The sequence below is a fragment of the Salinivibrio sp. YCSC6 genome, assembly GCF_004916735.1.
GTDB classification, from domain to species: domain Bacteria; phylum Pseudomonadota; class Gammaproteobacteria; order Enterobacterales; family Vibrionaceae; genus Salinivibrio; species Salinivibrio proteolyticus.
The window spans coordinates 2,048,416-2,072,024 of the sequence record NZ_CP039516.1; the positions used below are offsets into that span (position 1 = coordinate 2,048,416).

Sequence of the window (23,609 nt, forward strand, 5' to 3'; positions counted from 1 at the left end):
ATTTTTATTCACTATATCATGATCTTAGAGATTTTTCTCCACTCAAGAGCCTACACAAAGGGAATTTAGGTGCTAGAGAATAATGTATCAATAGTGGGCGGGGTATTTTTGTTCTATGAGTCCAAAGTGAATTTATGCTTTCACAGCAATATCCAATTTTCTATGTATGAATGATGTGGTAGACAAAACATCTAAAGCATCTTGTTCGCTCATTACCCAGTACATTTTGGGTGCATGAGCAACTGGGTTGCGTACTGCCCCAAAAATTCCAACAAGCATATTGCTAAAGCCTTTCTGTTCGCTTATTTCTGTTTCTGTAGTTAAAGAGTTGATTTTTAGTACAGGGTTTTTAACAGAAAATGCTGTATTTACGAGTTCAGCACCATCAGTTGTTAATAGGGACATATCCCGAATTCTTTGCGCTATACCTTTTATGGCTTCTAGAACTGCATGAAAGTAGTTTTCATCGAGTAATTCAGCACGGCAATACTTAAACACTTCAGTGTGAGCACCTCTATCTTCAAGCTTTACTCTTAGCGCTCCAGCTCTCTCTCTTGCTCCTTTAAGGGTCGCCTCTTTGTCTGTTCGGATAGTTTTTCCATCCTCTCGGACATGAAAACCAGAGAAAGACAGAACCACATTCAGCTCAGACCGACGCCATTCAAATTTTTCTTTATCACGAGCATAGTTAACAGGATTCAATGCACGATTAATAAACATAATTAGATGGTTACCAACTTGATACGTATTTTGAGCACTGACTAAAGCGTTAAACAACCTCTTCCATTTGGTCATCGTTGGGCTGATATCAAGGATTTTGCAATCCTGAATTAAATATCCTAACTCTGCTCCTGTTAAGCCTCTTTCAGTGTCAGCAAGCACTCGGCAAGCTGCCTCTAAAGTTTGTGCATTGAATGGTTCAATTCGTTCCATGACTTTGTCTGTATAATTTCATTTGATCAACTTGTTTTATAATCTGCTATTAGGAAAAGTAGGTCAAGAACTGGCGCGAGAGATTAGTCATAGATCTGGAGCTAGCGCATTTTGGGGCAAAAGTGAGCTAGCTCCGCTTCCCCCAAACCACCTATCCCCCTAATCCTTTCTATGCTGGCTCTCCACTTCTTCAGCGAGCATGCCGTAGATCACGATGAGGTTATAACTGACCATACCGAGGACTTGGCCGTTTTCGATAACGGGGGCTCGGCTGATGCCGAAGCGTTCGAATAAACGGGCGCAGTATTTCACGTTCATATTGGGAGAGACGCTAAGCGCGGGTTTGGTCATAATTTCATAAACATTCACCCGTGATGGGGCGCGGTTTTTGGCGAGCACTTTTTTGGCAATGTCGTTCATTAACACAATGCCGAATTCGTCATGCTCATCGCGTTTATTGACGATAATCGCTTTCACTTCTTGTTCGCGTGCAATGCGGATCGCTTCTTCGACCGTGGTGAGCCCATCAATACACACGGCGTGGGCATGCATCACATCTCTTACCGTTTTATGTTGTTTCATAACTCATCCTTCACCACTTCGGTTAATTCTCGCATTTGGTGGGCAACGCCCACGGCATCTTCCACATCAATTTGCACCGCAATGCCACTGCCGGAGGTGGCATCAAACTCGCCCACGTCATTAATGGTTTCGAGAATAGCGCGTGATAAGTGCTCTTCCACCAGGAAGATGGCCACGTCTCGCTGCACATCCAGCGTCAGCCCTAAAAAGGTTTTCTTTTTCACCAAGCCTTCGCCACGCGCGTTGTTAATAATGGTCGCGCCGGTAGCGCCGGCTTGTCTGGCGGCATCGAGCACCGCATCGGTTTTGGCATCTTCAATAAACGCCATGATTAATTTGAACCGCATAGGCTCTCCTTACGATGAACGCTGTGCGTGCTTTTTTTGTAAATAGGCTGTGATTTGGGCATAACCCATCACGGTGATCATCGGAAACAAACTGGCAAACGCAATTAAGCCAAACCCATCGAGCATCGGGTTTCTTCCCGGTACGGTAGAGGCTAGCCCCAACCCCAGCGCCGTCACCAAGGGCACGGTGACGGTTGAGGTGGTCACCCCTCCAGAATCATAGGCCAAGGGCACGATAAACGGCGGGGCAAAATAGGTTTGGATCACCACCACCACATAGCCGGTGATGATGTAGTAATGGAGCGGGTCGCCCACCACAATGCGATAGCACCCCAAGGCAATTCCCATTGCCACGCCAAGCGCCACCGAGGCCCGCAAGCCGTTCACTCGAATCGCCCCACCCGACACTTTGGCCGCTTTGATCGCCACCGCGATCAATGAGGGTTCGGCCACCGTGGTGCTAAAACCTATCGCGGCACCAAATAGGTACACCCAGTAATAGGCTTGCCAATTAATCTCGCCGCCCGCTTTGAGTGCTGCGCCGACAAAATCAGTGGCAGTGAGCTGCTCGGCCATCGAGGCCCCGAGCGGGAATAGCGCCAGCTCCAGCCCCATTAAAAATAGGCTCAAGCCCAAAATGACATAGAAAAAACCAAACAAGATCCGTTTGGGGTTGTTGAGCGCTTTGCGTAACACAAAGAGTTGAAAGCCAAAGATGATCGCGATAATCGGGATCACATCGCGCACGGTGGAGAAAAAGGTGTCGATAAACAGGCGCAGACCATCCATCACGCCACCACCATGCCGTAAGCCATCACAAAGATCATCGGTGATAGCGAGGCGAATGCAATCAAACCAAAGCCATCCACCATCGGGTTACGCCCTTTGATCACGGTTGCCAACCCCACGCCGAGCGCGGTCACCAGTGGCACTGTAATCGTGGAGGTGGTTACCCCACCCGAGTCATAGGCAATACCGATAATGCTGGGCGGTGCCACCATAGTCATCGCCACCACCAGCAAGTAGCCGCCGATAATTAAGCGGTGGATCGGCCAACCTTTAATAATCCGCACTACGCCAAGCACAATCGCAAAGCCAACAGAAAGCGCCACGGTTAGCCGCAGCCCATTAGCGTAGCTGTCTTTGGCTGCCTCTGTGGTGTTTATCATCCCGCCATTGGCGGCCACATCTGCCGCTTCCGCCGCCACCGCGGTGAGTGCAGGTTCCGCAATCGTGGTGCCAAAGCCAAGTAGGAAGGCAAACGCAATTAACCACCCTAAACTGCCTTTGTGGGCCAGCGAATGCGCCATCGATTCGCCAATCGGGAACAGCCCCATGTCTAAGCCGTACACAAATAAAGTCAGCCCAACGACCACGAGCACTAGCCCAATGGTGATGGATAACCAATTGGGCAATGGCTGGTTAAGGACAACCACTTGAAAGAAACCAATCACTAAAATGATGGGTAAGAGATCGCGAAAACTGCCAAGTAGTGATTTGAACAACGCCTGCATGTGGGTGACATGACTCCCTGCGTAACGAACATCGACCTTGAAAAGGCACAGTGTTTATATGCCTATTTATGTTAGCACTCCCAATGTGCGGTGCGAGTGACAAAGCAGAAAACTGCGCGATCAAACCAATTTTCGCTGCCACACGTAACAGGATACAAAGCAACCACTTGCGCTTAGTGGAAAAGCCCCTTAGCGTTAACAGCAGAGATTTCGTCACCCTTTTAGGACTCTAGGCATGAATATTTTAATCACAGGTGGCACGGGCCTGATTGGCAAAGCCTTGGTCGCCAAGCTGCAGCCTCAACATCAACTCACCGTGCTCTCGCGCGACAAAGAAAAGGTGACAAAGATATTCGGGGACTCGGTCGCCGCGATAGAGCGTCTTGACGACCTTCCCCACCTGAATGATTTTGATGCTGTGATTAACCTTGCCGGTGAGCCAATTGCCGATAAGCGTTGGAGCGAGCAGCAAAAAGGGATCATTTGTACCAGCCGTTGGGGGCTAACAGAAAAGCTGGTCGAGAAAATTCATGCCAGCAGCACGCCACCCCACACCTTTATTAGTGGTTCGGCAGTGGGGTACTACGGCGATCAGCAAGACCATCCGTTCGATGAAACGTTGGTGGTCCATGCCGATGATTTTGCTCAGCACGTGTGTCATCAGTGGGAAAAAATTGCCTTAAAAGGCGCCTCGCAACACACGCGAGTCTGTCTGTTGCGTACCGGTGTGGTGTTAAGCGCTGAAGGCGGCGCGCTAAAACGGATGATGTTGCCCTACCAACTTGGCCTTGGTGGCCCGATTGGTAAAGGCCAGCAATACATGCCGTGGATCCATATTGATGATATGGTCGCAGCAATCATACATTTGCTCGACTCGCCTGCGCTGCAAGGGCCGTTTAACTGCACCGCGCCAGAGCCGGTCACCAATAAACGCTTTAGTCAGGCGCTAGCCAGTGCCTTAAAACGCCCGCACCTTTTCTTTGTGCCTACCGTGGCGATTAAGGCCATGATGGGGGAAGCCTCGCACTTGCTGCTCGATAGCCAGCGCGCCCTGCCCCATGCTCTTGAAGATTCAGGGTTTAAGTTCCAACACCCCAAAGTAGAAGAAGCGATGGCGTCACTGTTTTAATCGCCCATTCGCTTTTCGCCTAAGCGTGTTGCTGGTTAGATTTCTCGGGCGTTCTCCACAACAAAGCGGGTATCAAAAAAATTGATACCCGCTTTTTGCATATGAAAGGCGAACGCTTGCCCGCCGCCCCGTGTTAACGCCGCTGTGGATCAATCAGTTTGCGCAGCATCGAGGCGACCGTGACAAACACCAGCGCGACGGCCAACACCGGCAATACCGCCCAAAGCTCAGGATGCAGGCGCACCTCCATTTCAAAGCCCCATTTCAGCAGGCCGACCATCGCCGCTTCCGCGCCCAACACCGCCATCAGGCCCGATACAAAGGCCATCACGCCATATTCGCTCCATAAGGTGCGCTGAATACGGGTGCGGCTCGCGCCCAAGGTGCGATAGAGGTTTATCTCCTGCTGACGTTCGCTCAGGCTGATACGCAGCAAGGTGAGCAACAATAATAAGCCGCTGATCACCGCCAGACCCGCTAACACCGAAAGCGACAAGCCAATTTGACGCAAAATCGATTGAATACGGCTGCTCATGGTACGCAAATCAAGCAACGTGACGGTCGGGTACTCCCGTGCCAAGCGATTGAGCAAAGGCGTTTGTGATTCATCAAGCCTGAAGCTCACCAGCCAGTTAGCCGGTTTATCGGCAAGCGTCTCGCGGTCGAAAATAAAGTAGAAGTTAGGCCGCATATTGCGCCACTCGACTTCACGAATCGAGTTCACCGTGGCAGTAAAGTCTTGACCGGTCACGCTAAAGGTCAGGCTGTCGCCAATCTCAATCCCCAAGCGCTCGGCAATGTCTGCCTCCACCGACACGCCATTCTCGGTTGGCCAGTCTCCGGCAATCACCTCATTGTGCGACGGCAAACTGTCTCGCCAAGTGAAATTAAGCTCGCGACGTAGTGCTTCATCCACTTCATCACGCTCAACTTCATCGGTTGGGATCTGGTAACGCTCACCGTTTTTGCCCACCAGCCGGCCACGCACTATGGGGTAGGCATCAGATCGCATCAAGCTGGCGTCATCGAGTTCACCCACATAGCCTTGCTGCTCGCTCGGAGCAATATTCAGCGCAAACACATTGGGCGCATCGGGCGGCAGCATCCGTCCCCAATCAGCGAGCAAATCGGTGCGCAGCAGCCAGATGATCGCCAACAGCATAAAGGAGATCGCCAGCGCCCCTAATTGCACGCTGCTAGCCAGTTTGTTGCGGGTAATTCGGCTAAGGGCCAATTTCACCGAAGGGGCACGCACCCGTGATTTCACCAACCGGAGCAAGCCTAACCCTGCCAGCGCCAGCAAGACGATCATCACTGCCATCGCCCCCAGCACTGTCCATAGCAAGGTGTTGTCGAACGCCCACAGTGCAAGTGCTCCCACCGGTATCGCGATTAAGATCGCCGCAGTGCCGCGACGTTGACGCCCACGGGCAGCCTGCGATTGCACCGCGGCCAACGCAGGCGCATCCAGCAATTTAAGCAGCGGCACACCCAAGGCAGGCAGCGCCACCAAAAGCGCAACACCGGGCGCAAGCACCCAAGGCACCCAGCCATAGCTTGGCAGCGGTGAAGGCAGCACATCGGTCAGCGGCAAGCGCAATAACACTTCAAGCGTGTACCCCGCAGCCAAGCCCACAGCGGTAGCAAGGACAAACAATAAGGTTAACTGCCGTGCTAACCAGCGTCGCACCCATTGTTGGCTGGCGCCGAGGCTTTTTAGCATCGCCACCAAATCCGCGCGGCTTTTAGCATAGTGTTGACAAGTTAAGGTTAACGTCGCCGCGGCCATCACAATCACCAGTACCACGGTTAATGACAAGTACTGACGGCTGCGGTCCAGCATATCCCCAGTGCGATCAGAGGTGTTTTCATCCACCCAGCGCTCACCATCTTGCAGCGTGTAGCTGGCTTTAGCCGCGCTTAGGCTGGGCTCGTCACCGGTTAAAAAGTAGCGATAACGCACCCGACTGCCTTCGCGTACCACGCCAGCGGCAGGTACATCGGCTCGATGCATCATCACCGCGGGCATTTGGCTAAAGGGGTTAAACGAGAGCTCCGGCTCCGCGGCCAAGGTACCGCTAACCGTTAAATCGAGGTTACCAATCGATACGGTGTCGCCCGCTTTCACATCCAGCAAGCTAAACACCCGCTCAGACAGCCATAGCTCACCGGGTTGAATGCGTCGGTCACCACCAATGGCTTGGCCGTTTTGCTCCAGCACCAAATCGCCGCGCAGCGGATAAAGGCTATCCACCGCTTTCACGCTCACAAGCTGCATCTTTTGCTCGCTGAATGCCATGGTGCCAAAGCGGGTTTGGGCAGATACTGTGGCGCCAGCTTGTTTAAACGCCTCAATTTGCTCGGTGTTAAGCGGCTGACGAGTACGCAGCACGGTATCGGCGGCAATCAGGTTGCGCCCTTGCTGGGTGAGCACGTTTTCAATGCGATCGGCCAATGCTGATAGCGCAAACACACAGGTGATGATCAGCGCCAACGCCACCGCCACGGGCCAAATTTGCCCGTGTAACAGTTCACGCCACGCCCAGCGATTGAGTAGTCCGTTTTTACTCGCCATTCACTCGCTCCTGTAGCTTGCCGCTGTCCATCATCAAGGTACGCTGACAACGCTTTGCCAGCGCCGGATCGTGGGTAACCAACACCAAGGTGGTGCCATGCTTTTCGTTCAGCTCAAACAATAAATCGATGATGGTCGCCGCGGTTTTTTGGTCAAGGTTGCCGGTCGGCTCATCGGCAAACAGCACCTGTGGGCGGATAATAAAGGCACGCGCCAAGGCCACCCGTTGTTGCTCCCCGCCAGAGAGTTGCGACGGCAAATGGCTTTCGCGCCCTTGCAAACCCACCGAGGCCAGCAGTTGCTTGGCGCGGGTTTCGTCTTCTTCCTCACCGCGAATGGTGAGCGGCAGCATCACGTTCTCAAGCGCGTTCAGTGACGGCACCAGTAAAAAACTTTGGAACACAAACCCCACCGATTCGGCCCGCAGTGCGGCGCGCGCATCTTCATCCAAGGTGGAAAGCTTGTGGCCGAGCAGATCGACCTCGCCTTCACTGGGCGTATCTAATCCTGCAAGCAAGGTCATTAAGGTGGATTTTCCTGCGCCGGACACACCCATTAATGCAATCGACTCGCCTGCCTCGATTTGTAGCGAGACATCCTGCAGAATGGTAAGCGGCTGTTCGCGTGTCACGACATGTTTTGCAATTTTTTCGGCTCGAATAACAGGAGAGGCCATGTTACGCATCCTTACTTTGTTGTGTTTTTTGTGGGTGAGCAGTGCCAGTGCACAAACGCTCCTTGTACTTGGTGACAGCTTAAGCGCTGGCTACCAAATGGCGGCTGAACAAGCCTGGCCTGCTAAGCTACCGCGCGCGCTCAACGACCATGATGTCGAGGTTGAGGTGATCAACGCCAGCATTTCCGGCGATACCACCGCCAATGGCCTGCAGCGTATGCCTCAATTATTAGAACGCCACCAGCCCGAATGGGTGCTGATTGAACTCGGCGGCAACGATGGCCTACGCGGTTGGCCGTTTAACCGTATACGAGACAACCTTGAACAATTGATCACCCAAACTCGCGCGGCCGATGCCACGCCTTTATTGGTACAAATCCAAATTCCGCCAAATTATGGCCAGCGCTATGCACAAGGATTTGCTGATATTTATCCTACACTGGCAGAGCAAACACAAACCCCCTTGCTGCCCTTTTTTATGGAGACTGTGATCCAAAAGCCTGAATGGATGCGTGATGATGGCATTCACCCGATGCCGGAAGCACAACCTTGGATTGCCGATTTTATGGCGGAAAAGCTCGCGCCTTATTTGTCCGACGCGCCACAATCATGAGTGAAGATGTCATGGAAACGGCTTCGCCATTAAACAACGCCATTTTAATCACCGGCTGCTCCACCGGCATCGGCTATGCCTGCGCCAAAGCTTTGCATGAGCAAGGGCACACGGTGATCGCCAGTTGCCGAAAGCCTGACGATGTCAGCCGTTTACAGCAAGAAGGCTTAATCTGTATTCAATTGGATGTATCAGATACGGCCAGCATCAACCAAGCAGTCGAAGCGGTCGAGCAAATGACAGGCGGGAAACTCTTTGCACTGTTTAATAACGGCGCTTACGGCCAACCGGGCGCGCTGGAGGATTTGCCCACCGATGCCTTACGCGCCCAATTTGAGACCAATGTGTTTGGTTGGCACCATTTAACCCAAGCCTTGTTGCCGATGCTGCTCAATTACGGCGAGGGGCGCATTGTGCAAAACAGCTCGGTGCTAGGCATCGTGGCATTGAAATATCGCGGCGCCTATAACGCCAGCAAGTTTGCTCTCGAAGGCTGGACCGATACCCTGCGTTTAGAGCTGAGCGATACGCCCATTAAGGTGAGCTTAATTGAGCCTGGTCCAATTGAAACCGCGTTTCGTGCCAATGCGCTCAGCGCCTTTAAACACTGGGTCAACCCCAATAAAAGTCGCCACCAGCACGCATATCAAAGCCAAATCGACCGTCTTGCTGCAGACGAAGGCGGCAACAAATATACCCTGCCCGCCGACGCGCTCGTTGCACCACTGACGCATGCGCTGTTCTCGCCGCGTCCCAAGGTGCGTTATCGCGTGACACAACCGACAGTGTGGATGGCACTCCTCAAACGGCTCCTTCCCAGCCGTTGGCTCGATCGGGTCTTGCTCAAAGGCAGTTAATGCAATGGGAAGATGATCGCAAAAAAAACGTGTTTTATGTCGCAATTGTCACATCAATGTCATAGATCGCGATTAATCTAGCTTGCATGAGTGGAAGCGGCCACTTGCTGACACGCTTTCCTTCATTGGCAGCCAAGCTGCCAAGCCAATAACACCGACAATAATAAACAACAGGAGCCGGCTGATGACCTTGCATCAATTGAACTGGCTCTGCTTGAGCGTCGCTTTGTGCGTGGTGCTCGTGTTGTAACCCGCACTCGTCATCTTTGATGGACTCGCTTGCAGACCGACGAAATAGGCCACCCTTGGGTGGCTTTTTCGTATCTCAGCTGCTTGAATTTCGACGCATTTGCCCCCACCCTTATTGCAAACACACTTCGTCGGGATCCATGATGCACGCAAACTATATCGTTGAATTAACCGAACATAATTTTCAGCAAATTCTTGAGTCTTCTTCACGCACGCCGGTACTGGTATATTTTTGGGCAAACATGATGCCCGAAAGCGTTGAGCTGAAAACGGTTGTCGAGCAGGTGGCTCACGATAGCCACGGCACCTTTACGCTCGCCACGATCGACTGTGAAGCGCAGCAGCTGATTGCCGCCCAGTTTGGCGTCCGCGCACTGCCAACGCTGGCTCTGTTTAAAGATGGTCAACCGGTGGATGGCCTTGCCGGCCCGCAAAATGAAGAGACGGTGCGCGAAATGCTGAATAAGCACCTGCCAAGCCCAGAAGATCAAGCGTTTGACCAAGCGCGTCAATTGATGGCGGAAGGCAATTACACCGATGCCTTGGTGATCCTAAAACCCCTTGAGAGCAGCCACGGTGAGAAGGGAGACTTTAAACTGGCGCTGGCCGAATGTCTGGTCGAGACCCAGCAGTTTGATGCAGCGCAAGCCGTGCTCGATACGGTGTTGATGCAAGATCAAGACGCGACCTACAAAGGGCTGATCGCGAAAATTGAATTGCACAATCAAGCAGCTGACGCGCCAGAGATCCGCAACTTGCAAGACGCACTGGCCGAGAACCCAGATAATGCAGATATTGCCTATGAGCTTGCGGTGCAACTTAACCAAATCAATCGCAGCGAAGACGCACTTGAGCTGCTGATGAACATTCTCCGTCGCGATATGAATCACGCCGATGGAGAGGCCAAGAAAACCTTGATGGATATTCTGGCCGCATTAGGTCAAGGCAACGAGATTGCCTCACGTTATCGCCGTCAACTGTACTCGCTACTGTACTAATTTTTTACCCACGCTTGGCAGCTATTTCGCCGACGCTTGGCAGCACTGACTTTCGGTGAGACCAATGCTGCCTAGTTCACTGTCTCCGCGCAGGGCTTCGATGATCGGGCACTGCGCGTCACCATCACCGGGACACGCTTGGGTAAGCGCCTGAAGGGTGGTTTTCATCGCCGCTAGCTCGGCGATTTTTTCATCGATCTCCATCAATTTACTCTCGGCGCGTGCCTTCACATCGGCACTGCGTAAAGAAGGATCGCGCGATAACGCTAACAAATCCGCACTTTCTTCCAAGGTAAACCCCACCAATCGCGCCCGACGGATCATTTGCAACTCACTCACGTGCTGAGCGCGATAATCACGATACCCATTGTCGGCGCGGTGTGGCGGCGTGATCAGCCCTTTCTGCTCGTAAAAGCGGATGGTTTTGGTGGTTAAACCGGTTTTTTCGGCGACTTGCTGAATTTTCATTCTCGCTCCTTGACCTTCCAGTAGCTATAAGGTTTATGGTTCAGTTTACTCGATGTTGCGACGTTTCCCCAACACGTGCGCCGTGTTGTGATCATTAAGGAGCGGAAATGACAACCATAGATACCACCATGACTTATTACACCTTGCCTCTCGACGGGCTGAGCTGCAACGGGTGTGTGAAAAAAGTGACCCAAGCAGTGGGAACAGTCGATAACGTCCGCATAGAAAAGGCGGATACACAAGCTATCTCGCTGGAAGTGCTCGGAGATAACCCTGAAGCGACGCTTAAACAGGCCGTCGACGCGATCGAGGCACTGGGATATCAAGCCGGTTTTCGTCATGCCTTAGCGTTAAGTGGGCTGAACTGTGGACGCTGTGTCGCCAAAGTGGAAGCGGCATTGGATGCCCTGCCCACCGTGTTTTCGCACTCGGTAACTAAAACCCATGCAGATATTCATACCAGCTTGAGCTTGGACTCCATCATCCAAACCATTGAGAACCTTGGCTATCAAGTCGGTTATCAGCATGAATTGGCATTGTCGGGGTTAAGCTGCGGTCACTGCGTGGCGAAAGTGGAGCGTGCGCTCGATGAAAACGATGCCGTTTTTGACTATCAAGTCAGCAAAGACGCGGCGACCGTGCGCACGACGCTCAGCGCCGAGACGCTGATTGAAACGATCGCAGCGTTGGGCTTTGGGGCCACACTCATCGATCCCAGCCAAGCAACGTCCTCATCAACCGAGCCGCATCAAACGCAAACCGAGACCGCCGAGGTTGAGCAACAAGCCAAAGCCCAGACGCGCACTGAACCTTCATCCAGCCACTCACGCATGCAGTTTGTGTTATCCGGCATGACATGCGCAAGTTGTGTCAAAAGTGTTGAAACTGCTATCAGCAGTGTGGACGGCGTGGCCAATGTTAGCGTGAACCTTGCTGAGCGTAGTGCCATTGTCAAAGGCAATGCGACAGCAGAGAAGATTATTCAAGCAGTAGAAAACGCAGGCTATGGCGCCGAAAAGGTGGAAGATGATAATGACCGCCGAGAACGCCAACAGGTTCAGCAAGCCTCTGAGTTGAAAAGCTTTAAACGCAGTACCCTTGCAGGGTTAGGGCTCGGCGCACCACTGATGGCATGGGGGATATTGGGTGGCAGTATGACCATTCAATCGACCCAAGATCAGTGGGCGTGGGGCGTGATTGCCGTGCTAACGCTGATATTGCTTGCAACCGGTGGTCGACACTTCTTCGCGAATGCGTGGCAAGCGTTGATGCACAAACGCGCCACCATGGATACCTTGGTCGCGCTCGGCACGGGGGCGGCGTGGCTGTACTCAACCGCCGTCGTCGTGGCACCGGCATTATTCCCTGAACAAGCACGTCATGTGTATTTTGAAGCCTCGGCAATGATCATTGGTTTGATTAGCTTGGGCCATGCGATTGAAGCGCGCGCACGTGCCAATACCTCCAAAGCGCTAGACCAGCTGCTTGATTTGCAACCGCCCACTGCCCTCGTGATTGAAAATGGCCAAGAAACCGAGCGCCCATTAAGTGATGTGGAAAAAGGCATGACTCTGCGTGTGAAACCGGGTGCCAAAGTCCCTGTGGATGGTGAAGTGATTGATGGCAGCAGCTATATCGATGAATCCATGCTAACTGGAGAACCGGTACCGGTGCATAAGCAAGCCGGCGACACCTTACATGCCGGAACCGTGAACCAACAGGGTGGTTTAACCTTTAAAGCCACCGGCGTGGGCAGCGACACCATGCTGGCACGGATTATCGATTTAGTGCGTGAAGCCCAAAGCAGCAAGCCTGAACTAGCCAAGTTAGCGGACCGCATCTCCTCTGTGTTTGTGCCTGTGGTCGTGTGCATCGCGTTACTTACCGCTGCCATTTGGTATCTTGTCGGCCCTGAGCCTTCTGTGAGCTATATGCTGGTGACAGCGACCACGGTATTAATTATTGCTTGCCCATGTGCGCTTGGGCTGGCGACACCACTATCGGTCACCGCCGCAGTAGGACGCGCAGCTGAAATTGGGGTGTTAATCCGTGATGCGGACGCACTACAAACGGCCGCTAAGCTACATACCCTAGTGTTTGATAAAACCGGTACGCTGACACGTGGCCAGCCTGAGGTGACGCATATTCATGCCCTTCATGGCGAACAAGATCGCCTCATGGCTATCGCGGCGTCCATGGAACAACATTCCGAGCACCCCTTAGCAAGGGCGATTGTGGACTATGCCAAGGCACAGACACTCTCATTGCCCGAATCAAGCGACTTTAACAGTGAATCCGGCAAGGGGATCCAAGCCAAAATTGACGGCGAGCGTTACTACATCGGCAACCACGCATGGATGCGTGCTCAAGGACTGGATACCCGCCCCTATCAACAAGATATTGACGCCATGACCCACCGCGGTGAGACCGCGATTTATCTTGCCAATGATCAGGCAGTGCTGGCGCTTATCGGGATCAGCGATCCGATTCGGGACGATGCGATTGATGCCGTCGCGCGGCTGCAACAACAAGGGCTCGAAGTCATCATGCTATCAGGCGATCACCCCGATACTGCCAATGCGATCGGTCGCCAATTAGGTATTGATCATGTAATTGCAGGTGTACTTCCGGATGGTAAGTCCGAGCAAATTCAAGCGCTGCAACAGCAAGGTAAGCGTGTGGCAATGGTGGGCGATGGCATTAACGACGCCCCCGCTCTCGCTCAGGCGGATGTGGGTGTCGCGATGGGCGGCGGCAGTGATATTGCGATTGAAAGTGCGCAAATTACGTTAATGCACCAACATCTTGGAGCACTTGCCAACGCGATTGCTTTATCTCAAGCCGCCGTGCGCAATATGAAGCAAAACCTGTTTGGTGCCTTTGTTTACAACACGCTGGGGATCCCGGTAGCGGCCGGTATTCTTTATCCCTTTACTGGCATGTTACTCAGCCCCGTGATTGCCGGCGGCGCAATGGCATTGTCTTCGATCACTGTGGTGACCAACGCCAATCGACTACGTTTTTTCAAAATAAAATCAGACGAGAAGTAACAAGGAGCGATAATGAAGCGTTTACAACGACTTGTAGCAACCGTAGGCCTGATGAGTGCCTCAGCGATGGCCGCAAGCGGCGTGGTGTATAAATCGCCCAGCTGTGGCTGTTGCGACGATTGGGTTGAGCACATGGAGCAAGCCGGCTTTGAGCTGGAGGTTAAACCGCACAACAATATGGCGGCCGTCAAACAAGAGATGGGCGTGCCTGCCGACATGCAATCATGTCACACTGCACGCATCAACGGCTACGTGATTGAGGGCCATGTGCCCGCACAGGAAGTGAAAAAGCTCCTTGCCACCCATACAGGCTATGAAGGTCTCGCTGTTGCCGGCATGCCGATCGGCTCGCCGGGTATGGAATATGGCGATCGTCACCAGCCATATACGGTGATGGCATTTGACGAGACAGGTCATACTGAGGCTTTCCAGCACTATCCTAAGCCTTAAGTACTCACCTGCAATAAAACGAAAAAACCCCAGCCGAGAGGCTGAGGTTTTGTATTGGTCGGTGAAGAGGGATTCGAACCCCCGACCCTCTGGTCCCAAACCAGATGCGCTACCAAACTGCGCTATTCACCGTTAATGCTTTTTACGTCAACTAAGTAACCTTTGATCACTCAGTTTAAAATAGTGGTCGGTGAAGAGGAATTCGATGTGACCGGGCTCCCGGACCCCGACCAAATACGCTCTCCACTAACTGAATAGTGGTCGGTGAAGAGGGATTCGAACCCCCGACCCTCTGGTCCCAAACCAGATGCGCTACCAAACTGCGCTATTCACCGACATATGACAAGTTGTACGAATTGATGTTTATCTTGTCAAGCGTAGGGCTATGCGACCAAGTGCATCCCCGCGCTGAGGTGGCCTATAATACTCAAGCCCACCGAAACCTCAAGCCCTGTCCGATAAATTTTTTCTTGTTCACGCTTAAGCGGTGAAAGAAACGTCAGTTACGCAGAGACTGTGATCCAATTCCCGTTAACATATGTTTATTATTTGTTCGCCCTATGACTTGATCCTGATCAGTATTCAACCAGCTTCCTATTGGCATCCTGACCCTACATTAACGGACACGAGGGTACAGACTATGGACTTTTGGCTTGATCTCCTTTTCGGCAACGCAGTCGGTTTGTCATCCATGATTGTCATCATCTGTACATTTGGCTTAATCAGCTTTTTCGGCGGTTATTTCATCTATAAAGTGATGACGTCCAAACCTCAGTAACCTGTTTTTTATTGCCTACCTAACTTTAAGCATTCTTGCTTAGTCCAGGGTCACATGGTTGGTCACAGAGTGTGGCTCTGGGTTTCTTTTTTTAATTTCGTTTATACTGTCCCCAAATCGTATCAAACCACACATGGCATAAGAGCGATGAGTGATAAAAATGAGTTTGATTTGTTCCGCGAGATGATGTCTGACGTTGACCCCATTGAGCAGGACAAAGTAGAGACCCAACCGGCATCTCACCAACCAACTGAAGCACAGCTGGCACGACAGCAAGCGGCGCAAAAGCTGGCCGACAGCGACCCTGAGTATTTGTCGTTGGATTACGCCACCATGGTGAAACCGGACGAAGTCATGGCCTATAAGCGCGCGGGTGTGCAAGAAGGCGTGTTCCGTAAACTGCGTTTAGGGAAGTATGACATTCATGCAAGGCTCGACCTGCATAAGATGTCGTTGGAAAAAGCGCGCGATGAAATTTTACGCTTTTTAAAACAATGTCAGCGTATGGATATTCGTACCGTGGTGATTGTGCATGGTAAAGGAGAGCGCAGTAACCCGCCGGCCATGATGAAAAGCTATGTGTGCCAGTGGTTACAGCAAATCTCAGATGTCCTTTGTTATCACTCGGCGCTGCGCCATCAAGGTGGCTCGGGAGCGCTTTACGTGATGCTGAAAAAAAGCCAAGAGAAAAAATTGGAAACGCGCGAGCGCCATTTGAGCCGCCGCGCCTAGCGAATGTGCCCCAACACGACACGGCGCTGTCTTGCGCCAAAGAAAAAAGACTGGTGAGCCACCAGTCTTTTTTTTGTACTTATGTTTCGGCCGTTATGCGGTTTAAAGCGTCACCACCACCCGAACTGATAGCGCGATTAACACTACGCCTGAGAGCTTATCCACCCACACGGCATGTTGGCGTAGCTTATCGACCACACTGGCGCTGGAGAGCAGAAACGCGATCAGGGTATACCATAAGCCATCAATCAGTAGCGGTGTTAAAACAATCACACTGCGACTAAAGAAATCGGTACCAATGGCGACAAACTGACTAAATAAGGCAATGAAAAAGAGCGCCAGTTTGGGGTTAAGCATCGAGATCATCGCACCATCCCGCGCTGCCTCACCTAAGCTTGCCGGTTTACCCGCTTCAAGTTTGGACGCCACGCCACCTTGGCTCAACAAAGATTTGACGCCAAGCCACGCTAAGTAAGCCGCCCCTGTATAGGCAATACCTGTGAAGAGTAACGGCGATTGTTTGAAGATCACAGCTAAGCCCAACATGGTGATCAGCGCATACAAACCGACGCCAAGCGCATGCGCCCAAGACGCAACAATACCGTGTAAGCGACTGTTGGCGAGGCTATGTTTCGCCATCACCACTAAACTCGGCCCGGGCGACATCGCGCCGAGCATACACACAAGCGCCAATGAGGCCCAAATGGTGAATGTCATACTGGATTATCCTTATGGTTATTCGCCGATCGCCGCGTACTTTCCCGCAGTCAACGCCAACAAATCCGCTGGCGATAGTTCTATTTCTAATCCACGACGACCGGCGCTGACACAGATCGTCTCAAACTGTTGTGCAGACGCATCAAGTAGCGTTGGCAAGCGTTTCTTTTGTCCCAGAGGGCTGATCCCGCCAACCAAATAGCCTGTCACCCGTTGTGCATTCGCCGGCTCCGCCATCACCGCCTTTTTACCGCCTGCAGCTTTGGCTGCCGCTTTCAGATTGAGCGAGCCTTTCACCGGCACGACCGCGACCGCTAGTTGTTTACTGTCACCATTGATGCAAAACAACAGCGTTTTGAATACCCGCGCAGGATCTTGCCCAAGTGCTTGCACCGCTTCTTCGCCAAAGTGTTGGTTGTTAGGATCGTGTTCATATTGATGAACGTTAAACTTAATCCCATGTTTTTCAGCTAATTTAATCGCTGGTGTCATCATGCTTCTCTACAGCTAAAACACATCGCACTATCATTGCATAAAAAAAGCGGCACCGCATCGGTACCGCTTTGTCATCATGGCAATCTTAATCAGATTTACTTGTAAACAATTTCGCCCTTCGGTGCGTAGTCGTTCACATCAATTGGGCTGTGCGCTTCTAGGTAGTCTTTCAGCACTTCAGCATCCACGAAACCTGTATTTACGTTACCTGGATGGTTGGTCAGTTTTGGATAACCGTCACCACCCGCTGCGTTAAAGCTTGGCACAGTGAAGCGGTAAGTTTTGTCCATATCTAATGGCTCACCACCGATTTTCACATCGTGAACTTTACCGTTTTCAACCACCATCGAGATACCGGCAAACTGTACATACGCACCAGAATCAACCGGCTTAGTGCCGACAACATTCAGGTAGTCCAGCACTTCTTTACCGCTCATATCGGTGTACGTCACCATGTTGCCAAATGGCTGTACTTTCAATACGTCTTTGTAAGTGATGTCGCCAGCAGGAATTGAATCACGTACACCGCCGGAGTTCATCACCGCAAAGTCTGCTTTCGCACGCTCCATGTGTGACATGGCGATCAGGCGACCAAGGTTGGTTTGTTGGAAACGCACCACATCACGATCACCTTCAAGCTTGCCATTGCTCTTAGCAATTTTGACGTTGAGTTTTTCTTGGCCTTTGTCTTGGTATGGCTTCAAGAAGTCATACAGCGCTTGATCTTTCGCGATTTCATCTTGGATGAATACACGTTTCTTCTCACCGTTCACCTCGATTTTTTTCTTCAGGTTCACAGGGATCAGATCATAGCTAACGAGGTTCAAATCGCCGTTTTGGAATTCAAACTCCGCCTTACCGACATATTTGCCCCACTCGTGCGCTTGCATGATCCACGCACCGTTTTGCTGGTCTGGCGTACATGCATCACCCGGCTGGAAGTTTTTGTTGTACATGTTTGGACCTTCCATGCACACCGGCTCTTGCGAGTGTCCACCGATGATCAGATCCAAATCACCTTCGTCAATATAACGCGCGAGCGCCACATCACCCGGTGCGTTCACACCGCTTTTACCATCGGCATAGTGGCCCATGTGTGTAGCAGCAATGATGATGTCTGGGTGCTCGGTTTCTTTCAACTCTGCGATCAGTTTCTTCGCTTCCGCTTTTGGATCCCGGAATTCCAATGAACCGATATACTCTGGGTTACCGATTTTGGCGGTATCTTCCGTGGTTAAGCCAATCACAGCAATTTTAAGGCCGTTGCGCTCAAACATTTGATAAGCTTGGAATTTGCGCTCGCCTGTCTCTTTATCATAGATGTTGGCTGACAGCATTGGGAAGTCGGCCCATTGCATTTGCTTTTCAAGCACGCTCAGTGGGTTATCAAACTCGTGGTTACCGATCGCCATTGCATCGTAACCAATTTGCGTCATGCCTTTAAAATCTGGTTCCGCTTGTAGCAAGTCAGACTCAGGCACACCGGTGTTGATATCACCGCCTGAGAGCAATAGCACCTCGCTGCCTTCTGCTTTTGCTTCGGCACGCAACTCATCAATCAGCGTTTTGCGCGCAGCCATGCCGTATTCGCCGTAGCGGTTGTGCCAGAAACGACCGTGGTGATCGTTGGTATGAAGAATGGTTAACTTATAAGTGGTATCTGGCGCCCAACCGTGTTCTGGTGTTTCTGAGCCTGTATTGGCGCACCCTGCCAATGACGCAATTAACGCAGCACTGACCGCTGCCTTCAAAGAAAGACGTTCCTTCATGATCTAAGACCTTATTAGCGATGGATAAGCCACCATCGACGACTGTCGACGATTAGAAAACGCCGACTAGTTTAAAAGAATTCATGCTATCCCGCTGGTCTATTTCATTATTTTGTTGCGATGATCACCGTCAGTTGGGCAAAAATCGTCACTTTGGTGATCGAGTCATAAGTTATAGAGCCTAAACTCTAATCAATAGCGAAATCGGCGCATCCTTTGCTTGCGATTTCGCTAGGGCCAACAAAAAGCCTTTGCGTTAGGCAAAGGCTTTATGAGGTGAGCCATTTTAATAGTGCGTTATCAGGCCATTACTGCTGACGGGCGTTAAACCAGTGTCGGCTGGCAATGGCAAGCAGTGCAGAAATGGCAAGGAAGAAGCAGTAGTACGAATGGCTTACAATCACCAGTGGCGAGAGGCCAAAGCTGGCACCCAGCAGCAGGATTTGCGCGCCATAGGGAATCATACCCTGTACCACACACGAGAAAATATCGAGCAGGCTGGCACTGCGTTTCGCTGGCACCTCGTGTTCGCTAGCAATGTTCTTCGCCACTTGCCCTGACACTACGATAGCAACCGTGTTGTTGGCGGTACACACGTTGGCGAATGACACCAACAAGGCAATTCCAAACTCGCTGGCCCGTGAGTGGTGGTTGCCTTGGTTTTTCTGGAAACGGGCAATCACTTTATTGACCGTGTTGGTTAAAAAGCTTAATCCACCTTGGCAGCGCATCAGCTCTGCAATACCGCCAATCATCAAAGACAAGATGAAGATCTCTTGCATGCTGGCAAAGCCGTCTTTGACATGCTGGCTAAAGCTCATCAAGGTAAAATCTGGCGTGCTCATTAGCCCGACGCCCATCGCCAGCAAAATCCCCGCAGTCAGCACCACAAACACATTCAGCCCTGCGAGCGCCAAGACGATGATAGAAAGGTACGGCACAACCGCGAGATAGTTAATGCTTTCAGGCGCGTCCACCGGCGCACTTTGGTTGTTGAACACAAATAAGATAATGGCAGCAATGGCGGCAGGAATGGCTATCCCGACGTTCTCTTTAAACTTGTCGCGCATGCTACAGCCTTGTGAGCGTGTTGCCGCGATCGTGGTATCGGAAATAAACGACAGGTTGTCACCGAACATCGCACCGCTGAGCAGCACCCCCGCCATCACTGCCGGTGACTGACCGGTCGCGGTCGCCATGTTCAATGCAAAGGGAGCCAGTGCGGCAATGGTGCCCATTGACGTACCCATTGCCGTGGAGATAAAGGCCGCAATCACAAACAGTCCCGGCAGAATCAGGCTTTCTGGGATCAAGGTCAGCCCCAGGTTGACCGTCGCCTGCACACCACCCGTGGCGTCAGCCACTGATGAGAAGGCACCCGCCAGCAGGTAAATCATACACATGGCGATAATATCACCATGGCCCATGCCACGGATAAGCTGTTCAATCGCGGTATTCAGTCGCTCACGGCTGAGAGCAAGTGCCACCATCACCGCTGGTAAAATGGCGACATGTGCGGGCAATTGATAGAAGGCGTAGTCCGCGCCTTCTAAGGTAAAGTAAACGCCTGCACCAATAAAAAGGGTTAAGAATAATAATAGGGGCAGCAGTGCAAGGGCAGAAGGCTGCGGCGTTGTGTTTGCAGATGTTGTCATGGCAGTTTTTGTAATACCTCTTATAAAACTGTGATCCAGATTACAGCCCTCTAGCCATCCAGTCAACAAATAGACGTCTAAACATCTAAAAATCTTAACGGCTCGTACTCGCTGCTAGACAGTGTTTCGCAACCAAGGCTGAACTTGCCCGCAAGGCGACCCCGAACAAATGACACGGTGGCAGACGAAAAGACAGCGACAATAGCCGAATACATCGGATAACACCGTTTGTCGGTCAAGTTACTTAGACTTATCAGGAAGGATAGCGAAGGAAGCGGCAGTACACCGCTCCCATTTTGCGTGGTGACTATCGAGCGGGAGTTAGTCTTCGAGCGAGAGGATCACTACGGCTGCCAATGCTAAAAAGCCGGTCATCACCATAAAGGCATCGTTGTACGCCATAATCGCGGCGTCACGTTGCATCACACTCAACACGCTGGCTTGTGCTTGATGCAACGCAGTGGTGGCATCACTGCCTGTGGCGATAAACCAATCTGTTTGTTGGTGCAAACGCTGCCAACCTTGCTCGCTCACTGTGGACAAGGTGGCTTTGATGTTCGCCAAGTGCAAGCGTGTTTGGTTATCTAGCAAAGTCGCTATCATGGCAATGCTAAACGCACCGCCCAAATTACGCATCACATTGGTGAGTGTGGAGGCATCTGGCGTGTCATCACGCTGGATATGCTTCAGTGCCACTATCGACAAAGGCACCATAATAAATGGACTACCAATCGCACGCAGGATCATGGATAAAACCAGCTGCTGACCACCAAAATCGACGGTCATGTGTGTATTGACGTAACAACTTAACCCAAACATTACAAAGCCAAATGTCACCATGTGAGTTGGCCGAAACACGCGCATTAACTTAGGCACGAGCGGAAAAAGTAACAACTGTGGCAGCCCCATCCACATCAGCACTTGGCCAATTTGCATCGCGTTGTAGTGTTGGATTTGGGTGAGATACAGCGGCAACACGTAAATCGAGCCCAGTAAGGCCATACCCAAAATTAAATAGGCAAAGCAGGATAAGGCAAATTGCTTGTCTTTCAGTAGCCGCAAGTTCACCAGTGGACGGGGGTGTTGCAGTTCGTTAATCACAAAGTAGACGATGTTCACCACGGAAATCGCACTGAGCGTGAGAATAAATGACGAGCCAAACCAATCTTCACGATTGCCCTCTTCAAGCACCACTTCTAAGCAGCCAAGCCCTAATGCCATAGTGGCAATTCCGACCCAATCGGCCTTTTTCAGCAATGACAATGATAACGGCGTATCCTCAAGCCCGTAGCGGATCATGGCTATCACCAGCATTGCTGGTGGAATATTGATGTAGAAAATATAGTGCCACGACAGATTTTCCGTCAGCCAGCCACCAAAGGTCGGTCCAATAGCAGGCGCAAACGTCGCCGTGACACCGAACATCGCCATACCAATCGCCCGTTTGTTGGCAGGTAGCAGTTGCACCACCAGCGAGAAAGCCAGTGGGATCAGCGCGCCGCCACTAAATCCTTGCATGGCGCGAAACACGATCATCGCACTCATGTTCCATGACAGTGAGCACAAAAAAGATGACAGCGTAAACACCGCAGTGGTCCATGTCAGATAGCGCCGTACGCCCAGCGCCCGCGATAACCAGCCACTGAGCGGGATCGCAATCATCTCAGCCACCAGATAGGAGGTCGAGATCCACGAGCTTTCGTCCAAGGTCGCCGACAGCGCTCCTTGAATATCTTTTAGCGATGCATTGGTGATTTGAATGTCGAGAATGGCCATAAAGGCCCCAATCAACCCACCCAAGAGGGCAATCCAGTTTTTGAGCGGTACCCGATCGCTGTAGGCATCGGCGGTTAACGCAGTCGCGGTCATCTTCAGCCTCGTGTATCTACCGTTGCAATCACGGATAGCCCAGGCAATAACTTGGCTTTAAGTGGCTGATCGGGGATCCGGACTTTAATCGGCACCCGCTGAACAATTTTCGTAAAGTTCCCGGTGGCATTTTCAGGGGGCAGCAGCGCAAACTGTGCGCCCGTGGCTGGCGAGAAGCTATCGACCACACCATGCAGTGCTTGTCCGGGAAACGCGTCCACTTCAATATCCACCGATTGCCCCGGCTGAATATGCGCGAGCTGTGTTTCTTTAAAATTCGCTTCAACCCACACCTCCCCTTGAGGCACCAAGCTGACTAACGGCATACCCGGCTGAACCAGCATGCCAACGCGCAAGCTCCGTTTACCAATCACCCCATCAACGGGCGCATAAAGGCGGGTATCATCCAAGTTAAGCTGCGCTTGAGTCAGCTTAGCGGTGGCGTCATCAATCGCAGCTTGGGCTTGTTTCAGCTCACTGGCTAACACGGCCAATTGGTCACTGGCGGCATGATGCGCGGCTTTAGCTTGTTCTAGCTGGGCGAGTCGTACTTTTTGCTGCGCAAGTTGGGCATCCAATTCATCTTCAGAGGAATAATGCTGCGCGATTAAACGCTGGGTACGGGCCACTTGCTGCTTGGCGCGATCGTACTCAGCTTGCGCGGATGCCATCTGACTCGCGGCTTGGCGGATCTTACTGTGCTGTAAGGTTTGCTGTGCGTGCAGATGCTCGACATTCGCGCTTGCCGAGGCGAGTGCTGCTTTAGCTTGGGAGACCGCGGCACGATAATCGCGATCGTCAATTTCGGCCAATAAGGTTCCGGCTTTTACAAATTGGTTGTCGTCGACATATCGGGCAACGATATAGCCAGAGACTTTGGGACTGATGGTGACAATATCCCCTTTTAGGTAGGCGTTATCGGTCGACACATGATACTGCCCCTCCATCCACCAGTACCCGGCACCAAGCGCACCAATCACGAGGAATATCAAGGTCGCCAATAGTGGCTCTTTAACGCGTTTCGAAGCGGTTGAGGCTGTCATGAGGTCTCACTAATGTTAATTAAATCAATACCAAGCAAAGTGTTTCGAATTGTAAACCAATCTTATTAATTAATAATCGCGCTATAATCAAAAACACTGTTGCACAAATT

22 protein-coding genes and 2 tRNA genes are annotated in these 23,609 nt (G+C 51.7%); 8 read left to right on the forward strand and 16 right to left on the reverse strand.

Features of this window, described 5'->3' with window-relative positions; all coding sequences use genetic code 11:
* Positions 1–132: 132 nt before the first annotated feature.
* The 5 genes from E8E00_RS09375 to E8E00_RS09395 all read right to left on the reverse strand — a co-directional run bounded on the left by E8E00_RS09375 (position 133) and on the right by E8E00_RS09395 (position 3,376).
* Positions 133–933 (reverse strand): TIGR02391 family protein, encoded by an 801-nt coding sequence (locus E8E00_RS09375; protein ID WP_096631234.1) that lies wholly within the window; start codon positions 931–933, stop codon positions 133–135.
* Positions 934–1,092: 159 nt separating this feature from the next.
* Complete coding sequence (locus tag E8E00_RS09380) at positions 1,093–1,515, reverse strand: CBS domain-containing protein (RefSeq protein WP_025674526.1); 423 nt, start codon at positions 1,513–1,515, stop codon at positions 1,093–1,095.
* A complete protein-coding gene (locus E8E00_RS09385) occupies positions 1,512–1,862 on the reverse strand; it encodes a P-II family nitrogen regulator (RefSeq protein WP_069587355.1) in 351 nt (116 codons plus the stop codon). Before E8E00_RS09385 ends, E8E00_RS09380 begins: the two co-directional genes overlap by 4 nt.
* A gap of 9 nt (positions 1,863–1,871) precedes the next feature.
* A complete protein-coding gene (locus tag E8E00_RS09390; RefSeq protein ID WP_077640423.1) occupies positions 1,872–2,651 on the reverse strand; it encodes a DUF1538 domain-containing protein in 780 nt (259 codons plus the stop codon).
* Entirely contained in the window at positions 2,651–3,376 is a 726-nt protein-coding gene (locus tag E8E00_RS09395) for a DUF1538 domain-containing protein (RefSeq protein ID WP_077457298.1), read from the reverse strand. Before E8E00_RS09395 ends, E8E00_RS09390 begins: the two co-directional genes overlap by 1 nt.
* 235 nt (positions 3,377–3,611) lie before the next feature.
* Between E8E00_RS09395 and E8E00_RS09400 the strand changes: the two genes are divergently transcribed.
* Positions 3,612–4,505, forward strand: coding sequence for a TIGR01777 family oxidoreductase (locus E8E00_RS09400; RefSeq protein ID WP_077479685.1), 894 nt, complete (start codon positions 3,612–3,614; stop codon positions 4,503–4,505).
* Between the two features lie 133 nt (positions 4,506–4,638).
* Here E8E00_RS09400 and E8E00_RS09405 read toward each other — a convergent pair whose 3' ends face one another.
* The gene (locus E8E00_RS09405; RefSeq protein ID WP_096631231.1) at positions 4,639–7,080 is read right to left on the reverse strand and encodes an ABC transporter permease; all 2,442 of its coding nucleotides are present in this window, start codon (positions 7,078–7,080) and stop codon (positions 4,639–4,641) included.
* Positions 7,070–7,756: an ABC transporter ATP-binding protein gene (locus E8E00_RS09410; RefSeq protein WP_077479687.1), complete on the reverse strand. Its 687-nt coding sequence runs from the start codon at positions 7,754–7,756 to the stop codon at positions 7,070–7,072. The genes E8E00_RS09405 and E8E00_RS09410 overlap by 11 nt, the downstream gene beginning before the upstream one ends.
* Between E8E00_RS09410 and tesA the strand changes: the two genes are divergently transcribed.
* From tesA to E8E00_RS09425, 3 genes are all read left to right on the forward strand, one after another.
* Positions 7,755–8,369 carry a multifunctional acyl-CoA thioesterase I/protease I/lysophospholipase L1 gene (gene tesA / locus E8E00_RS09415; protein ID WP_096631228.1) on the forward strand — a complete coding sequence of 205 codons (615 nt, stop codon included), beginning with the start codon at positions 7,755–7,757 and terminating at the stop codon, positions 8,367–8,369. The genes E8E00_RS09410 and tesA overlap by 2 nt on opposite strands.
* Entirely contained in the window at positions 8,366–9,226 is an 861-nt protein-coding gene (locus E8E00_RS09420) for an SDR family oxidoreductase (protein WP_240531932.1), read from the forward strand. Before tesA ends, E8E00_RS09420 begins: the two co-directional genes overlap by 4 nt.
* Before the next feature lie 392 nt (positions 9,227–9,618).
* Positions 9,619–10,473 carry a co-chaperone YbbN gene (locus E8E00_RS09425; RefSeq protein ID WP_077479690.1) on the forward strand — a complete coding sequence of 285 codons (855 nt, stop codon included), beginning with the start codon at positions 9,619–9,621 and terminating at the stop codon, positions 10,471–10,473.
* A 21-nt stretch (positions 10,474–10,494) separates the two neighbouring features.
* Here E8E00_RS09425 and cueR read toward each other — a convergent pair whose 3' ends face one another.
* The gene (cueR, locus tag E8E00_RS09430; RefSeq protein WP_077457310.1) at positions 10,495–10,941 is read right to left on the reverse strand and encodes a Cu(I)-responsive transcriptional regulator; all 447 of its coding nucleotides are present in this window, start codon (positions 10,939–10,941) and stop codon (positions 10,495–10,497) included.
* A 107-nt stretch (positions 10,942–11,048) separates the two neighbouring features.
* Here cueR and E8E00_RS09435 point away from each other — a divergent pair, with 107 nt between their 5' ends.
* The gene (locus E8E00_RS09435) at positions 11,049–13,991 is read left to right on the forward strand and encodes a cation transporter (RefSeq protein ID WP_240531931.1); all 2,943 of its coding nucleotides are present in this window, start codon (positions 11,049–11,051) and stop codon (positions 13,989–13,991) included.
* Between the two features lie 12 nt (positions 13,992–14,003).
* Positions 14,004–14,441 carry a DUF411 domain-containing protein gene (locus E8E00_RS09440; protein ID WP_077457312.1) on the forward strand — a complete coding sequence of 146 codons (438 nt, stop codon included), beginning with the start codon at positions 14,004–14,006 and terminating at the stop codon, positions 14,439–14,441.
* Positions 14,442–14,496: 55 nt separating this feature from the next.
* On the opposite strand, the gene E8E00_RS09445 is transcribed toward E8E00_RS09440, so the two are convergent.
* Together E8E00_RS09445 and E8E00_RS09450 are read right to left on the reverse strand one after the other, a co-directional pair.
* Positions 14,497–14,573: transfer RNA gene (locus E8E00_RS09445), tRNA-Pro, on the reverse strand.
* Positions 14,574–14,699: 126 nt separating this feature from the next.
* Positions 14,700–14,776: transfer RNA gene (locus tag E8E00_RS09450), tRNA-Pro, on the reverse strand.
* A gap of 305 nt (positions 14,777–15,081) precedes the next feature.
* Here E8E00_RS09450 and E8E00_RS09455 point away from each other — a divergent pair.
* Both E8E00_RS09455 and smrA read left to right on the forward strand, forming a co-directional pair.
* On the forward strand, positions 15,082–15,219 hold the full coding sequence (locus E8E00_RS09455; RefSeq protein WP_069587366.1) for a DUF3149 domain-containing protein: 138 nt from the start codon (positions 15,082–15,084) through the stop codon (positions 15,217–15,219).
* Positions 15,220–15,366: 147 nt separating this feature from the next.
* The gene (gene smrA / locus E8E00_RS09460) at positions 15,367–15,951 is read left to right on the forward strand and encodes a DNA endonuclease SmrA (RefSeq protein ID WP_077457314.1); all 585 of its coding nucleotides are present in this window, start codon (positions 15,367–15,369) and stop codon (positions 15,949–15,951) included.
* Between the two features lie 102 nt (positions 15,952–16,053).
* Here smrA and E8E00_RS09465 read toward each other — a convergent pair whose 3' ends face one another.
* From E8E00_RS09465 to E8E00_RS09490, 6 genes are all read right to left on the reverse strand, one after another.
* Positions 16,054–16,668, reverse strand: a complete 615-nt coding sequence (locus tag E8E00_RS09465; RefSeq protein ID WP_069587367.1) for a LysE family translocator — start codon at positions 16,666–16,668, stop codon at positions 16,054–16,056.
* An 18-nt stretch (positions 16,669–16,686) separates the two neighbouring features.
* A complete protein-coding gene (ybaK, locus tag E8E00_RS09470; RefSeq protein WP_069587476.1) occupies positions 16,687–17,160 on the reverse strand; it encodes a Cys-tRNA(Pro) deacylase in 474 nt (157 codons plus the stop codon).
* A gap of 98 nt (positions 17,161–17,258) precedes the next feature.
* Complete coding sequence (ushA, locus tag E8E00_RS09475; protein WP_069587368.1) at positions 17,259–18,932, reverse strand: bifunctional UDP-sugar hydrolase/5'-nucleotidase UshA; 1,674 nt, start codon at positions 18,930–18,932, stop codon at positions 17,259–17,261.
* A gap of 308 nt (positions 18,933–19,240) precedes the next feature.
* On the reverse strand, positions 19,241–20,587 hold the full coding sequence (locus E8E00_RS09480) for a Na+/H+ antiporter NhaC family protein (RefSeq protein ID WP_096631222.1): 1,347 nt from the start codon (positions 20,585–20,587) through the stop codon (positions 19,241–19,243).
* 321 nt (positions 20,588–20,908) lie between these two features.
* Complete coding sequence (locus tag E8E00_RS09485) at positions 20,909–22,456, reverse strand: DHA2 family efflux MFS transporter permease subunit (protein ID WP_096631219.1); 1,548 nt, start codon at positions 22,454–22,456, stop codon at positions 20,909–20,911.
* Positions 22,457–22,458: 2 nt separating this feature from the next.
* The gene (locus E8E00_RS09490) at positions 22,459–23,499 is read right to left on the reverse strand and encodes an HlyD family secretion protein (RefSeq protein ID WP_096631217.1); all 1,041 of its coding nucleotides are present in this window, start codon (positions 23,497–23,499) and stop codon (positions 22,459–22,461) included.
* Between the last annotated feature and the right edge of the window lie 110 nt (positions 23,500–23,609).